Below are 13590 nucleotides of genomic sequence, written 5' to 3'. Positions count from 1 at the left end.
TTGAAAAAGTGGTGATCAGGACGGCTGGTGCGCCTCGGTCTGCGAGTGGGCAGGGCCGGAATCCACCGATACGGTGGCGGTCTGGCCGGCCACCAGGCGCACGCCTTCGGGCACGTCGTCGATCTTCACGCGCACCGGGATGCGCTGAGCCAGGCGGACCCAGTTGAACGTGGGATTGACGTTGGGCAGCAGGTTGGCGCCGGTGCTGCGGTCGCGGTCGGCAATGCCCATGGCAATGCTTTCGACGTGGCCGCGGATATGGTGCGAGTCGCCCATCAGCGTCACGGTGACGGGATCACCTTCATGGATGCCGGGCAGCTTGGTTTCCTCGAAGTAGCCTTCGACGTAGAACGAGCCGGAATCCACCAGCGCCATCACGCCGCGGCCCGCGGTGGCGTAGGAGCCGGCGCGCAGGTCCAGGTTGGTGATGCGGCCGTCGTTCACCGCCAGCACCCGGCTGCGTTCCAGGTTCAGGCGCGCGGTGTTGAGCTGCACTTCGGCCTGGGCCAGCGCGGCTTCGGTCTGCTGCAGCTTGGTCTGGCTTTGTTCCAGCGCCTCGGCGGCCACCAGTTGGCCCAGCGAGCGGTTGCGCTTGGCGTCTCGCACCGCCTGGTCGCGGGCCACTTGCGCGGAACGCACCGAGGCCTGGGCCTGGTCGTAGGCCAGCTGGAAGCGCGCGCGGTCGATTTCGAACAGCACGTCGCCGGCCTTCACGTCCTGGTTGTCGTGCACCGGCACGCTGGTCACCAGGCCGGAGACATCCGGCGCGACCTGCACCACGTAGGCCTTGACGCGGCCGTCGCGGGTCCAGGGTTCGACTTCATAGTGCACCCAGAGCTGCCAGCCGGCGTAGGCGGCCGCGGCGACGACGACGGCGGTCACCGCGAACTTGCCGATGGCTGCGGGGCGCAGGGCATTGGGGAGTTTCATGCTTATCTCTGGAGTAAATAGGGGGAAATGAGGGATACGCCGTACAGCAGCACCACGAACAGCGCCAGGTCGAACAGCGCGGGGTGCCACACCAGGCGGTACAGCCCGGCGCGGGCCAGCACGCGGCGCACCGCCCAGGCCACGCCCAGGGTCACCACGCCCAGCACCAGCAGCCAGGGAAAATAGACGCCATAAAGATTGAATTCGCCGATCATGATGCTTGGCCCTCCAGAGTGGGATGGGCGGGTTGGTAGTCGGGCGCGTCGGGGAAGAAGGCGCGGCGCAGGCCCACCAGCGCGACGACTGCCCGGTCGCGGGCCGCGGCGCCCGGGGGCGTGGCCGTCACGCTGGCCAACGCGCGATCGATCTGCGCCAGGAATTCGGGCGTTTTCTCGCCGACCTGCCAGGCCGAGCGCGCGTGGAAGAACTTCGCCAGCCCGTCCAGCACCGGCTGGATGGCCGGTTCGGCCATGGGCAGGTGACGCCGGGCGCGCTGCAGTTCGGTGATGTCGCGGCCCACGCGCAGATCCTTCAGCGCATCGGCGGCGACCAGGTCGTCCGGACGCTGGGCCAGCGCCAGGCGCGGCTGCAGGAGGCCGATGCGGTCCAGCATGCGGGCGGCGTAGGTGTGGCGCGAAGGCGCGCGCGGCGAGCTTGCCAGGGTTTCCAGTTCCTTCCAGTTGGCGGCCTGGATGCGGCGCGCGCTCCAGTCGGCGCTGACGGTGCGGAAGATGGCGGCGATGATGGCCGCGGTGGCCACGCCCATGCACTGCGCGACCTGCGTGTCGATGAAGGACACGATGTCGGCGGTGTTGGTATCCTGCAGCGCCATCGTGCCCAGGAACCCGAACAGCATCGCCATGGCCTTGCCCGCGGTGGCGGGCCGGGCAATGAAGATGCCCAGCACGAAGGCCGTGGGCAGCATGGCCAGGGCCAGCATCTCGAACGAATGAATGGCGGGCATGATGCCCAGCAGGTACAGCGCCGACAGCGGGATCGAATACACCGTGTAGGTCAGGAACTGCATGATGCCGGGCACTGGGTTGTCCTGCGACGCGAAGAAGCAGCTGAAGATGGCGGCCATGAGCGCGGCGGTGGCGCCGTTGCTCCAGGCGGTGCCGATCCAGAAGGCGCAGCAGACCGAAATGGCCACGCCCGCGGCCAGGGCCGACAGCAGCGCCATGCCGCGGTCGCGATGCAGCGCGGCGTTGGGCGCGGGCTTGGAGCGCGGGGCGCGCAGCGGCGCGCCGGCCAGGCCCGCGCGGATCTCGCGGCGCAGCGCCAGGCATTCGTCATAGGTGTCGACCAGCTCGCGCAGCCGCGTCATCAGGCTGGCCAGCAGCACGTCGCGCCAGTTGGAGCGGCTGTCGATTTCAGGCGTGAGGCGGGTGGCGGCGGCGCGCAGCTGCACCGCGGTCTCGTGGGTGGCCTGCGCGCCGGCGTTGATCCATTCGGAGATGTCGGCGAGCAGGGCCGTGACGGGCTCCGGCAGCGGCTGGCCGCCGGCCTGCAGGGCGCGCATGCGGTCTTCCACGGCGGACACGGTGGGCGTCAGCGCTGCGATCTGGTCCTGCATGGCGCGCACCGCGCCCGAGGTCCAGCGCAGGTTGCTGGTGTCGAACGGCACGTGGGTGGACATCAGGCGCAGCTGCGTGATGTCGTTGGCCAGTACGCGGCGGTCGCGGTCCTTCTGCTCGGTGGCCTGGCCGCTGAGCGTGTCGTGCATCCAGTTGCGGGCGTCGCGCACGGCCTTGTCCAGCATCAGCGTCAGGGCAGGGGCCAGGCCGCGCGGCAGCACGATGCTGTGGATCAGCGTGGCGCAGACGATGCCCAGGCTGATTTCCTCGACGCGGGCGAGCGCGGTGTCGAACACCTGGGCGGGGGCCGTCACGCTGGGAAAGCCGATCATCGCGGCGGTATAGCCCGCCAGCATGAAGAGGTACGAACGCGGGGTGCGGTCCAGCACCGACAGGTACAGGCAGGCGCCCACCCACAGCACCATGGCGGCGGTCATGACCACCGGGGAATTCGACAGCCGCGGCACCAGGTAGACGGTGGCCGCCGAACCGAAGAAGGTGCCGGCCAGGCGGTACAGCGCCTTGGAGCGCACCGCGCCCGACCAGGGTTGGGCCACGACATAGGCCGTGGTCATGGCCCAGAACGGACGCGGCAATCCCATGCTGTAGGCCAGGTAGAGCGCCATGATGGCGCTCAGGTAGCTCTTGAGCGAGAAGATGGCTTCGCGGACGTTGGGGAGTTTCACGCTTGTTCGTCCTGTGGCTGGGTGCCGGCGCCGCCGCGGCCCAGGGTGACTTTCAGGCTGTCGAAGACCCGCAGGCAGGCTTGCAGGTCGGCTTCGCTTACGTCCCGGAACAGGTGGCGGCGCAGGTCGACCAGGACGTCCTCGACCTTGGCGCGCAGCGCCTGCCCGGCGTCGGTCAGGTGCAGGGTCTTGGCGCGGCGGTCGTGCGGGTCTTCGCGGCGTTCCATCAGGCCGGCGGCGACCAGGTGGTCCAACACGCGCACCAGCGACGGGCCTTCCACGCCCAGCGCCTCGGCCAGTGCGCCCTGGCGTACGCCGTCTCCCAGGCGGCCGGCCAGGATCACGGGCCAGGCGGTGGCTTGGGACAGGCCGTAGTCGGCCAGGGCCTTGTCGGCGGCGCCGCGATAGGCGCGCGACAGGACCATCAGGGCGGAGGTGGTGGCCATGAGCTGGGAGTCGGTGGGCGTGTTCATGGAATAGATTGTATCCTATCTATTAGCTTACTAATAATTGAAAATGGCGATTATCTCCATGGATTTTCTCAATCGGGAAAATAGGGGGCGGGTTTTCCGTCTATGGAAAACCGGCAGCCGGGGGGGGGCATGTCGCGGCAAGGACGGGCGCGGCAGCGGCCGCCGCGCCCCGGCGTTCAGCCGTTGCAGTCCGCCCAGCAGTTGGGCGTTTCGTACAGGCGCACGCGGGTCAGGCGCAGTTCGGCGCCATAGTGGCCGTGATAGTGCGGCGCCAGGGTCTGGAAGACGATGGCGGCCAGGTTTTCGGCCGTGGGGATGCGGTCCAGCACCACGGTCTTGTGGCCGGGCAGGCTGTCCAGGAAGCCGCGCACGGCGGCGTCGCCCTCATACACCAGGAAAGCATGGTCCCAGACGTCCACGATGTGGGTCTTGGCGATGTGCTTGATCTCGGAGAAATCCATCAGCATGCCGTTGTCGGACTTGCCGGGCGCCTGCACCACGTCGCCGGTCAGGGTGATTTCCAGCACATAGCGGTGGCCATGCAGGTTGCGGCACTGGCTGCGGTGGTCGGGAATGCGGTGGCCGGCGTCGAATTCCAGCCTGCGGGTCACGGAAATCATGGCGCGCTCCGCAGGGGGCTAGGGTGAATCATGGAATGCCTATGTATTTGTGGGTCTGCAGGCTGAGCCGCCATTGCGGATGCTGCATACAGTACTGGACGGCCTGTTCGGTATTGGCCGCGCGCGCGGGGCCATCCATGGGTTGCAGGAAGAAGTGCTCGAAGTCCAGGTGCGCGAAGGCTTCGGGCTGCGCATTGGCCTGCGGATAGACCAGCTTGAGCTCGTCGCCGCGTTCCAGCACCACGGGCGCCGTGCCCTTGGGGCTGACGCAGATCCAGTCGATGCCGGCGGGCGGCTTGATGGTGCCGTTGGTTTCGATGGCCACCGTGAAGCCGCGCGCGTGCACCGCGGTCAAGAGCGGCGCGTCCAGCTGCAGCAGCGGTTCGCCGCCAGTGAAGACCACGTAGCGGTCATTGGCGCCCGGGCCCCAGGCCGCGGCGATGGCGTCGGCCAGCAGTTCGGGCGTGGCGAACTTGCCGCCGCCGTCGCCGTCGGTGCCGATGAAGTCGGTGTCGCAGAAGGTGCAGGCGGCGCTGGCGCGGTCGCTTTCGCGGCCGGTCCAGAGGTTGCAGCCGGCAAAGCGGCAGAAGACCGCCGCGCGGCCTGCGTGGGCGCCTTCGCCCTGCAGCGTCTTGAAGATTTCTTTGGCGGAGTAAGTCATGGTGGTGCCGGCGGCCGGATAAGGCCGGACCCCGGATAAATCAGGCAAAAGCGCATTATTTTACTTTGCGCGGCGCATCTATACTTGCGGGCTATGTTTCACGTCCAAGATTCCATCTACCTGGATGAACGCGACCTGGCGTTCACCATGATCCGCGCCCAGGGCGCGGGCGGCCAGAACGTCAACAAGGTGTCCAGCGCCGTGCACCTGCGCTTCGACGTGCGCGCCTCCAGCCTGCCCGAAGAAATCAAGGAAGCGCTGTGCGCGCTGAGCGACCACCGCGTCTCCAAGGACGGGGTCATCGTCATCAAGTCGCAGGCGTTCCGCAGCCAGGAAAAGAACCGCGCCGAAGCCATCGAACGCCTGATCGCCATGGTGCGCGCAGCGGCGCGCACCGACAAACCGCGCCGTCCGACCAAGCCCACCCGCGCCTCGCAGCGCCGCCGTGTGCAGCGCAAGGTGCTGCACGGCGAAGTCAAGCGCCTGCGCGGCCGGGTCCAGGGAGACTGACCATGGCCGACGCGCGCCGGCGCTACCTGTACACGCTGGGCGCACTGTTCGCCGTGATATGGACGGCACTGGCGATTGCGCCGCATGACCGCGCCGACTGGGCGCTGGAGAACGCGCTGGTGCTGGCCTTCGGCGCGGCGCTGCTCTTTACGCGGCGCTGGTTCGTGTTTTCGCGCACCTCGTACACGCTGATCTTTCTTTACCTGTGCCTGCATGCCGTCGGCGCGCACTACACCTATTCGCTGGTGCCTTACGACGACTGGTGGCGGGCGCTGACGGGACACAGTTTCAACAGCATGCTCGGCTGGGAACGCAACAATTTCGACCGCGTGGTGCATTTTTCCTACGGCCTGCTGCTGGCGTATCCCATCCGCGAGATCTTTCTGCGCGTGGTCGAGGTGCGCGGCTTCTGGGCGTATTTCCTGCCCATGGACGTCACGCTGTCGACCTCGGCGCTCTACGAACTGCTGGAGTGGGGCGCTGCCGCCACCGTGGGCGGCGACCTGGGCGCGGCCTATCTGGGCACGCAGGGCGATATCTGGGACGCACAGAAGGACATGGCGCTGGCGGCCGGGGGCGCCGTCATCGCGATGGCCATCACCGCCCTGGTCAACCGCCGCGCCCGCCGCGACCTGGCGCGCGACTGGGCCGACAGCCTCAAGCCGCGCCGCCAGCCTGGCGTGTAGCCACGGCACCCGCCTGGGCTAGCCGCTGGATGCGTCGGCGGAACAGGTCCGCCATGGTGGACGCCGCCAGCGACAGCGGCGTTCCCCGCAGCGTCATGATGCCTATGCTGGCGACCGGCATGGGCGCTTCGGTGCGGATCTGGCTGGCTTCGGCGCCGTAAGGCGGGATCTCTAGCATGCCCGCCGGGCAGACGATCAACGCGTCGCTGCGGACCATCAGGTTCCACATCACGCCGAACGTATCGCAGTCGATGACGCGTTCGGGCGGCTGCAGGCCGTTTGCGCGCAGGCCTTGCAGAAAGGCGTCGGTGTGGCTGCCGCCCGAGGTGTTGAGCAGCCATTCGCAGCCCGCGATGTCTTGCCACCGCGTGGCGCCCGCCAGCGGATGTCCGCGGCGGCAGGCGACCATGAATTCCAGCGGCCGCAGTTCCTCGAAATCGAACTCCTGCCCGCCATGGTTGTCCGCCATGCCGGACGCCAACGCGAAATCCAGCGAGCCGTTGCGCAAAGCCGGCAGGACGGCGGCCAGCAGGCCTTCCGAAACCTTGAGCTTGGCCGCGGGCATGCTTTGCCTGAAATCGTTCAGCACGTCAGGCAGCACGCTCAGCATCACCATGGGCGTCACGCCCACTGCCACCCGCGCCTGCGCACCGCTGAGCAGTTGGCGGATGTCCTGGCGCGCCAGGGACAACTGGGCCTGGGCAAGCTGCGCCCGCACCGTCAGGTGTTCGCCGCATTCGGTGACCTCGATGCCCTGGGGGCTGCGCGTGAGCAGCGGCGCTTCGAGCTCCGTTTCCAGTTCCTTGATGGCCTTGGTCACCGCCGCCTGGCTCAAGTGCAGGCTGCGCGCCGCGGCGCGGATGCTGCGTAATTCGGCGACCTTCAGCCAGGCCCGGAGATGGTGGTCTTTCATGTGCCTCTCGATGGCGACAACCTGGAGTTGTCACCTTAACAAAGAAATAGCCTTATGCGCAGCGCGGGCGATCTCTAAGCTTCACGACGACAAGACCATGCAGTCCCGTACTTCAGGAGCAAGCCATGCAGATCTTTCCCCGTCGTGTAGGTCAGGCCATTTCATTGTGTTTTGCCTTGCTGGGAGCGGCAGGCGCCGGCGCGGCGCAGGCTGATTGGCCCCAACGGCCAGTCAAGCTCATCGTGCCGTATGTGGCGGGGTCCGGTCCCGACGTGGTGCTACGCCCGATCGCGGACGCCCTGGGGCGCGAACTCGGCCAACCGGTGATCGTCGACAACCGGGGAGGGGCGGGCGGTATTGTCGGCACGCAGGCGCTGGCCGCGGCGGCGCCGGACGGCTACACGATAGGCTTCGGCAACCTGGTCACGCTGGCAATCAACAAGAGCATGTACTCGAAGCTGCCTTACGACCCGCAACGCAGCCTTGCGCCCATCAGCCTGGCCATCAGCAATGCCCTGGTGCTGATCGCCCGCAACGACTTCCCGGCAAGCGATGTGCAGGGCCTGGTCAGCTATGCCAGGCAGCATCCGGGCAAGGTCAGCGTCGGCTCGTTGGGGGTGGGATCGAGCGCCCATCTGGCCGGGGAAATGCTCAAGAGCGAGACGGGCACGACCATGCTGCACGTCCCGTACAAGAGCGGCCAGCAGGCGGTGGGCGACATCGTGGGCGGGCAGCTCGACGTGATGATCGACAACGTCGCGGGCGTGCTGCCCTTCATCCGCTCCGGACAGGTAAAGGTGCTGGGGGCGACCAGCCTCACGCGTGTGCCTGTCCTCTCGGACGTGCCCACCCTCGACGAATCCGGCTTGAAGGGATTTGAGGTGGTGTCCTGGGGCGGCATCGTCGCGCCCGCCGGTACGCCCAAGCCCATCATCGACAAGCTCAATCGCGCCATCGCCAAGGCGCTGCAGGACCCCGCGGTGCTCAAGCTCAACGAAACGCTGTCCGTCGATGCGACGCCGTCCACGCCCGAACAGTTCGCCAGCCTCATCGCCAGCGAGATCCCACGGTGGGGCGAGATGGTCAAGCGCTCCGGCGCGTCCGCCGACTGACTGCGTTCAACCCCACAGGGAGCCATCATGACGAACGAACTCTGGCGCTGGAGCGCCGTCGATCTGGCCCAGGCCATCCGCCAGCGGGAAGTTTCCAGCCGGGAGGCCGTGCAGAGCTGCCTGCAGCGGGCGGCACAGCTAAATCCGGTCTTCAATCCGCTTACCGAGATCTGCGCCGACCAGGCACTGAAGGCGGCCGATGCCGCCGACGCCGCGGTGCGCGGGGGCGCGCCGCTGGGCCTCCTGCACGGCGTGCCGGTCACCATCAAGGCCAACGCCGATCTGGCAGGGTCGGCCACGACCAATGGCGTCGTCGCGTACCGGGACCTCATTGCCAGCGAGAACAATCCCGCCGTCGACAACTGGCTCAAGGCCGGCGCGGTCGTGATCGGCCGCAGCAACGTTCCGGCATTCTCCTGGCGCTGGTTTTCGGACAACGACCTGCATGGCCGCACCGTCAACCCGTTCGACGCCGCGCGCACGCCGGGCGGCTCCAGCGGCGGCGCGTCCGTCGCCGCCGCCCTGGGCATGGGGCCGCTGGCGCACGGCAGCGACCAGGGTGGATCGATCCGGTATCCGGCCTATGCCTGCGGCGTGGCGGGGCTGCGGCCCTCGCAAGGCCGGGTGCCGGCCTACAACGCCAGCCAGAAATCGGAGCGTCCGGTGGCTTCCCAACTGGCCGCGACCCAGGGCCCCTTGGCGCGGAACATTGCCGACCTGAGACTGGGGCTGGAGGCCATGTCGGCGGGCGATTCCCGCGATCCGTGGTGGGTGCCCGCGCCGCTGGACCTGCGCCAGCCTGGAGATAGCCGGCGGGTGGCGCTGTTCTGCGGCACCTCGGCCCTGAAATCCGATCCCGCTGTGCTGGATGCCTTGCTGCGCGCCGCAAAGTACCTGGAAGACGCGGGCTACATCGTCGAAACAGCAACGCCGCCCAGGTTCGAGGAAGCGGCCGAGCTATGGCGCAGCGTGCTGATGAACGAAGCGTCCGGCTCCATGGGCCGCGAAATCGAGCGTGCAGGCGACGCGGCGATACAGCGCGCCTACCGCAGCATGCTTGCGCACACCTCGCCGCTGGACAAGGACGGCTTTATCCAGGCGCTGGCGCTGCGCACCACGATACTGCGGGAGTGGGGCGCATTCTTCGACCGCTATCCCGTCCTGCTCATGCCGGTGTCGTTCGAGCGTCCATTCCCGATCGACCAGGACCAGCAAGGCGACGCGGCCATGGGCGACATACTGCGCGCGCAGAGCCCGCTGGTCTCGACCGCGATACTGGGCTTGCCTGGCCTGTCGGTCCCTGTCGGCCTGGCGGACGGTGTGCCGATGGGTGTCCATCTGGTGGCGGGGCGGTTCCGCGAAGACCTGTGCCTGGCCGCGGGCGAAGCCATCGAGGCGCGGGCGGGGTGGTCGGTGCTGGATAGGCTCGTGGCCTGAGCGGCGCGGAAGGAAGGGGAAGGGCGGCTATGGAGGCATCCGTGGCGGATGGCCGGGCGCGGATGCCGGGGCCATAAAGCCCTGTCCGCCGCAGGGGCATGACTATATATCGAATACTTCCGATATAAGATTCGATAAATTGCGATACTTCAATATGACGGTCTCCACTTCCAGCTCCGACCCAGCCGCCTCGTTACCGGCCATTGACGCCGACGCCATCCTCAAGGCGTTGGCCAATCCGGTGCGGCGCGACATCCTTGCCTGGCTGAAGACGCCGCACGCGTACTTCGAGGAACGCCCGGGCCATACTTTCGAGCATGGCGTATGCGCGGGCCACATCGACGAACGCTGCGGACTGTCCCAGTCCACCGTGTCCTCGCACCTGGCCGTTCTGCAGCGCGCGGGCCTGATCTCGGCGACCAAGGTGGGGCAGTGGATTTTCTACCGTCGCAACGAAGCCGCCATTGCCGCGTTCCTGCGGCAATTGAACCAGGATATGTAGCCCTGCTACGCCGCCAGCGGCCCCTGATCCGGGGCCAAGGATTTACGCATGAGCCAACTTTTCGAACCCCTGCGCGCAGGCGATCTGACGCTGCGCAACCGTATCGTCATGGCGCCTTTGACGCGCATGCACGCCAGTCCGGGCCGCGTGCCCAACGACCTGATGGTCGAGTACTACACCCAGCGCGCCGGCGCCGGCATGATCCTGACCGAAGCCACGGCCGTCACCCCGCAAGGCGTGGGCTATGCCGATACGCCGGGCCTGTGGACCCCCGAACAGGTCCAGGGCTGGCGCAAGGTCACGTCCGCGGTGCACCGGGCCGGCGGCCTGATCGTCGCGCAGCTCTGGCACGTGGGCCGGATCTCCGACCCCATGTTCCTGGATGGCGAACTGCCGGTGGCGCCCAGCGCCATTGCCGCCCGCGGCCACGTCAGCCACGTGCGTCCGGAGCGCGCCTACGTCACGCCGCGCGCGCTGGAAACGGCCGAGATTCCGGGCGTGGTCGAGGCCTACCGCCACGGCGCGAAGATGGCCATGGAGGCCGGTTTCGACGGCGTGGAAGTGCATGCTGCCAACGGCTATCTGCTGGACCAGTTCCTGCAGGACAGCACCAACCATCGCACTGACGCCTATGGCGGCTCGCTGGAAAACCGCGCGCGGCTGCTGCTGGAAGCGGTGGATGCTTGTATATCGGTGTGGGGCGCGGGCCGCGTGGGCGTGCATCTGTCGCCGCGCGGGGAAATCCACACCATGGGCGATTCCAACCCGGCCGCCACCTTCGGCTATGTGGCGCGTGAACTGGGCAAGCGCGGCATCGCCTTCCTGTGCGTGCGCGAATACGAAGCCGCCGACAGCCTGGGCCCGATGCTCAAGGCCGAATTCGGCGGCACGTACATCGCCAACGAAGGATTCGGCCGCGAGTCCGCCGAGGCCGCCATTGCCGCGGGCCGCGCCGATGCCGTGGCTTTTGGCGTGCAGTACATCGCCAATCCGGACCTGGCGCGCCGCTTCGAACTCAAGGCGCCGCTGAACCGGCCCAACCCGGCCACGTTCTATGCGCCGGGCCCGGGCGGCTACACCGACTATCCGGCCCTGGCCTGACCGGCGGGTCCGGCATTCAGAACACGGCGCGCATCGGATAGGTGAACAAGCCGAAGTGCGCCGCGTTCAGGCCCAGGTGCGCCAGCACCGCAGCGGCCAGGCCGCCGTATTTGTAGGCCAGCCCGTAGGCCGCGCCCGCCAGGCTGGCCAGCAGCATCCATTGCCAGCCGCCTGCGTAATGCGCCAGGCCGAACAGCACGGCCGCGATGATCAACGCCGCCCACGACCCCCAGGCGCGGCCGCGCCACAAGTCCGTCAGCCGCTGTTGCAGATAACCGCGGAACAGCGCCTCCTCGGCCAAGGTCACCAGCAAGGCGTTGTTGATTAGCCAGATCCAGCCCGATTGCGGCCACTTGGGCGCCCAGCCGACCACGCCCAGCGCCAGCGCGCAGCCCAGGCAGATGGCGACGGCGCCCGCGCAAGCCAGGAACGCGGACGACAGCGTGGCGCGCGGAGTCAGTCCCGCCATCGGCGGCGTCAGCGCCAGCACGACCCAGAACGCCACCAGCGGCTTGTCCAGGTTCAGGTACATGCCGAAAGGCACGGCGTCCGGACTCAGTGGCGCTGGCGCGATGACCTGCGGGTTGTGAAAGCCCGGCAGCAGGTGCAGGAACAGCAGCGCGGCCAGCGCGATGAAGAGCGCATGGCCGGCGGTGCGCGCCAGCGCGCCCGATGCGGGCCGGACCAGCACGGCGGCCAGGATCAGCAAGGCAGGCCAGGCCAGCGCCACGGCGTCTATCGTGCCATCGCTCCAGGCCCAGGCGTAGGCGGCGGCGAGCGGCGCCAGCGCCCAGCGGCGGGTGGCGGGTGGCCACAACATGGCGGCGGCGATGAACAGTGCGGACCAGGGGCTTAGCGCGGACACGGGCGTGGACGGGCGTTGAAAGGGCTGAGTGTAAACGCGCGGCTCTTTGCGGGCCGCACGGCATGCGCGCCGGACCGCTGAGCGCGTGTGCTGACGCCGCGCCGCGAACCCAGGTATCCTGGCGCCTGCCGGATACCTGGGAGCCAGACTATGAAGATGATCGCGTGGTTGATGTTGGCGGCGGCAGTGCTGCCTTTCGTGTCGGCCATCGTGGCCAAGGCGGGCGGAAAGAAGTTCGACAACAATGATCCGCGCGCCTGGCTGGCACGCCAGGATGGTTGGCGCGCGCGTGCCAATGCGGCGCAGACCAATACCTTTGAATCGCTGCCGTTCTTCTACGCGGCGGTGCTGTTCGCGCTGTATACCCAGGCGCCGCCCGCGCACGTGGCCACGCTGATGGCCTGCTGGCTGGGCGTGCGGCTGGGCTATCTGGCCATGTACCTGGCGGGCTGGGGCGCGCTGCGTTCGCTGGTGTGGGCCATCAGCGTGGGCTTCATCATCGCGATCCTGTTCGCGGGCGTCTGACGGACGGCGCCATGCGCAAGCGGCGTGTCGCGGCACTGGCGGCCATCGCGCTGCTAGGCTTCATCTACATCAACAACGCTGACTGGGCGGCGCCCGATCCCGGTGCGCGGGTGACGCTGCTCGCGCATCGCGGCATCGCGCAACGCTACGACGCGGCGGGCCTGGTGCGGGACACCTGCACCGCGACCCGCATCGTCGAACCCACCCACGGCTATCTGGAAAACACCATCGCGTCCATGCGCGCGAGCTTCGAGGCCGGCGCGGACATCGTCGAGATCGACGTCCATCCCACTACCGATGGCCAGTTCGCCGTGTTCCACGACTGGACGGTCGATTGCCGCACCGAGGGCCGCGGCGCGACGCGCGAACACACGATGGCCGAACTCAAGGCGCTGGACATCGGCTACGGCTATACCGCCGATGGCGGCAAGACCTTTCCGTTCCGCGGGCGCGGCGTGGGCCTGATGCCGACGCTGTCCGAAGTGCTGGAGGCGTTTCCGCGCCAGCGCTTTCTCATCAACGTCAAGAGCCGCGATGCGGAGGAGGGCGCGGCGTTGGCGGCGGTGCTCAACGGCATGCCGCCGGCCAGGCGGGCAGACTTCATGGTGTATGGGGGCGAGGAGCCGGTAGGCCGGTTGCGCCAGTTGGCGCCGGGCGTGCGCACGCTGACGCGCTCGGACCTGAAGTCCTGCCTGTTGCGCTATGCGGCCGCGGGCTGGACCGGCCACGTTCCGCAGGTCTGCCGCGGCATGGCGCTGACGGTGCCGGTGAACGTCGCGCCCTGGTTGTGGGGCTGGCCCGGCCGCTTCCTGGACCGCATGGAGACGGCGGGCAGCAGCGTGTTCCTGCTCGGTCCTTACGCCGGCGAGGGCCATTCCACGGGCATCGACACCCCCGAGGACATACGCCGCGTGCCGGCGGGATACGCAGGCGGGATCTGGACCAACGAAATCGAAGCCGTGGCGCGCGCTTTCAAGCGCGGGCCATGAAAG

At 68.1% G+C, this 13590-nt stretch carries 16 protein-coding genes; 8 read left to right on the top strand and 8 right to left on the bottom strand.

The annotated features are described in order from the left end of the window. Window positions 1-15: 15 nt before the first annotated feature. The 6 genes from HV766_RS09840 to queE all read right to left on the bottom strand — a co-directional run bounded on the left by HV766_RS09840 (window position 16) and on the right by queE (window position 4947). Window positions 16-930: an efflux RND transporter periplasmic adaptor subunit gene (locus tag HV766_RS09840; RefSeq protein WP_054453821.1), complete on the bottom strand. Its 915-nt coding sequence runs from the start codon at window positions 928-930 to the stop codon at window positions 16-18. Between the two features lie 2 nt (window positions 931-932). Beyond that, window positions 933-1145 carry a DUF1656 domain-containing protein gene (locus HV766_RS09835; RefSeq protein ID WP_013394149.1) on the bottom strand — a complete coding sequence of 71 codons (213 nt, stop codon included), beginning with the start codon at window positions 1143-1145 and terminating at the stop codon, window positions 933-935. Beyond that, complete coding sequence (locus tag HV766_RS09830) at window positions 1142-3193, bottom strand: FUSC family protein (protein WP_119448977.1); 2052 nt, start codon at window positions 3191-3193, stop codon at window positions 1142-1144. The genes HV766_RS09835 and HV766_RS09830 overlap by 4 nt, the downstream gene beginning before the upstream one ends. Then, window positions 3190-3666: a MarR family winged helix-turn-helix transcriptional regulator gene (locus HV766_RS09825; RefSeq protein ID WP_119448978.1), complete on the bottom strand. Its 477-nt coding sequence runs from the start codon at window positions 3664-3666 to the stop codon at window positions 3190-3192. Before HV766_RS09825 ends, HV766_RS09830 begins: the two co-directional genes overlap by 4 nt. Before the next feature lie 176 nt (window positions 3667-3842). Beyond that, on the bottom strand, window positions 3843-4286 hold the full coding sequence (queD, locus tag HV766_RS09820) for a 6-carboxytetrahydropterin synthase QueD (protein WP_175181046.1): 444 nt from the start codon (window positions 4284-4286) through the stop codon (window positions 3843-3845). A 28-nt stretch (window positions 4287-4314) separates the two neighbouring features. Further along, window positions 4315-4947, bottom strand: coding sequence for a 7-carboxy-7-deazaguanine synthase (gene queE, locus HV766_RS09815; RefSeq protein ID WP_054453827.1), 633 nt, complete (start codon window positions 4945-4947; stop codon window positions 4315-4317). A 93-nt stretch (window positions 4948-5040) separates the two neighbouring features. Here queE and arfB point away from each other — a divergent pair, with 93 nt between their 5' ends. Both arfB and HV766_RS09805 read left to right on the top strand, forming a co-directional pair. After that, window positions 5041-5457 carry an alternative ribosome rescue aminoacyl-tRNA hydrolase ArfB gene (gene arfB / locus HV766_RS09810; RefSeq protein ID WP_054453829.1) on the top strand — a complete coding sequence of 139 codons (417 nt, stop codon included), beginning with the start codon at window positions 5041-5043 and terminating at the stop codon, window positions 5455-5457. A 2-nt stretch (window positions 5458-5459) separates the two neighbouring features. Further along, window positions 5460-6143, top strand: a complete 684-nt coding sequence (locus HV766_RS09805) for a DUF2238 domain-containing protein (protein WP_054453830.1) — start codon at window positions 5460-5462, stop codon at window positions 6141-6143. Here the strand turns inward: HV766_RS09805 and HV766_RS09800 are convergent. Continuing rightward, window positions 6115-7056: a LysR substrate-binding domain-containing protein gene (locus HV766_RS09800; protein ID WP_054453832.1), complete on the bottom strand. Its 942-nt coding sequence runs from the start codon at window positions 7054-7056 to the stop codon at window positions 6115-6117. The two genes, HV766_RS09805 and HV766_RS09800, sit on opposite strands and share 29 nt — an antisense overlap. Window positions 7057-7181: 125 nt before the next feature. On the opposite strand from HV766_RS09800, the gene HV766_RS09795 reads away from it, so the two are divergent. The 4 genes from HV766_RS09795 (at window position 7182) to HV766_RS09780 (ending at window position 11208) form a co-directional block, all read left to right on the top strand. Next, a complete protein-coding gene (locus tag HV766_RS09795) occupies window positions 7182-8168 on the top strand; it encodes a Bug family tripartite tricarboxylate transporter substrate binding protein (RefSeq protein ID WP_054453834.1) in 987 nt (328 codons plus the stop codon). A gap of 27 nt (window positions 8169-8195) precedes the next feature. Beyond that, window positions 8196-9605, top strand: coding sequence for an amidase family protein (locus HV766_RS09790; protein ID WP_175181045.1), 1410 nt, complete (start codon window positions 8196-8198; stop codon window positions 9603-9605). 154 nt (window positions 9606-9759) lie between these two features. Next, on the top strand, window positions 9760-10107 hold the full coding sequence (locus HV766_RS09785; RefSeq protein WP_054453838.1) for an ArsR/SmtB family transcription factor: 348 nt from the start codon (window positions 9760-9762) through the stop codon (window positions 10105-10107). A gap of 48 nt (window positions 10108-10155) precedes the next feature. Further along, complete coding sequence (locus tag HV766_RS09780) at window positions 10156-11208, top strand: alkene reductase (RefSeq protein ID WP_054453840.1); 1053 nt, start codon at window positions 10156-10158, stop codon at window positions 11206-11208. A 16-nt stretch (window positions 11209-11224) separates the two neighbouring features. Here HV766_RS09780 and HV766_RS09775 read toward each other — a convergent pair whose 3' ends face one another. Continuing rightward, the gene (locus HV766_RS09775) at window positions 11225-12073 is read right to left on the bottom strand and encodes a CPBP family intramembrane glutamic endopeptidase (RefSeq protein ID WP_370540018.1); all 849 of its coding nucleotides are present in this window, start codon (window positions 12071-12073) and stop codon (window positions 11225-11227) included. Window positions 12074-12223: 150 nt separating this feature from the next. Here HV766_RS09775 and HV766_RS09770 point away from each other — a divergent pair, with 150 nt between their 5' ends. Next, complete coding sequence (locus tag HV766_RS09770; protein WP_175181044.1) at window positions 12224-12598, top strand: MAPEG family protein; 375 nt, start codon at window positions 12224-12226, stop codon at window positions 12596-12598. A gap of 11 nt (window positions 12599-12609) precedes the next feature. Beyond that, window positions 12610-13587: a glycerophosphodiester phosphodiesterase family protein gene (locus HV766_RS09765; RefSeq protein WP_175181043.1), complete on the top strand. Its 978-nt coding sequence runs from the start codon at window positions 12610-12612 to the stop codon at window positions 13585-13587. Window positions 13588-13590 lie beyond the last annotated feature (3 nt).

This window comes from Achromobacter aegrifaciens, from assembly GCF_902859735.1.
In the GTDB taxonomy this organism is placed as follows: domain Bacteria; phylum Pseudomonadota; class Gammaproteobacteria; order Burkholderiales; family Burkholderiaceae_B; genus Achromobacter; species Achromobacter aegrifaciens.
Note: the sequence above shows the minus strand (reverse complement) of the source record. Positions and strands in the feature narration are given on the sequence as shown.

Coding starts and splice junctions, on each gene's coding strand:
- arfB (WP_054453829.1), top strand. CDS start 5,041: ATGTTTCACGTCCAAGATTCCATCTACCTGGATGAACGCGACCTGGCG.
- queD (WP_175181046.1), bottom strand. CDS start 4,286: ATGATTTCCGTGACCCGCAGGCTGGAATTCGACGCCGGCCACCGCATT.
- HV766_RS09835 (WP_013394149.1), bottom strand. CDS start 1,145: ATGATCGGCGAATTCAATCTTTATGGCGTCTATTTTCCCTGGCTGCTG.
- HV766_RS09780 (WP_054453840.1), top strand. CDS start 10,156: ATGAGCCAACTTTTCGAACCCCTGCGCGCAGGCGATCTGACGCTGCGC.
- queE (WP_054453827.1), bottom strand. CDS start 4,947: ATGACTTACTCCGCCAAAGAAATCTTCAAGACGCTGCAGGGCGAAGGC.
- HV766_RS09840 (WP_054453821.1), bottom strand. CDS start 930: ATGAAACTCCCCAATGCCCTGCGCCCCGCAGCCATCGGCAAGTTCGCG.
- HV766_RS09785 (WP_054453838.1), top strand. CDS start 9,760: ATGACGGTCTCCACTTCCAGCTCCGACCCAGCCGCCTCGTTACCGGCC.
- HV766_RS09770 (WP_175181044.1), top strand. CDS start 12,224: ATGAAGATGATCGCGTGGTTGATGTTGGCGGCGGCAGTGCTGCCTTTC.
- HV766_RS09825 (WP_119448978.1), bottom strand. CDS start 3,666: ATGAACACGCCCACCGACTCCCAGCTCATGGCCACCACCTCCGCCCTG.
- HV766_RS09805 (WP_054453830.1), top strand. CDS start 5,460: ATGGCCGACGCGCGCCGGCGCTACCTGTACACGCTGGGCGCACTGTTC.
- HV766_RS09800 (WP_054453832.1), bottom strand. CDS start 7,056: ATGAAAGACCACCATCTCCGGGCCTGGCTGAAGGTCGCCGAATTACGC.
- HV766_RS09790 (WP_175181045.1), top strand. CDS start 8,196: ATGACGAACGAACTCTGGCGCTGGAGCGCCGTCGATCTGGCCCAGGCC.
- HV766_RS09795 (WP_054453834.1), top strand. CDS start 7,182: ATGCAGATCTTTCCCCGTCGTGTAGGTCAGGCCATTTCATTGTGTTTT.
- HV766_RS09765 (WP_175181043.1), top strand. CDS start 12,610: ATGCGCAAGCGGCGTGTCGCGGCACTGGCGGCCATCGCGCTGCTAGGC.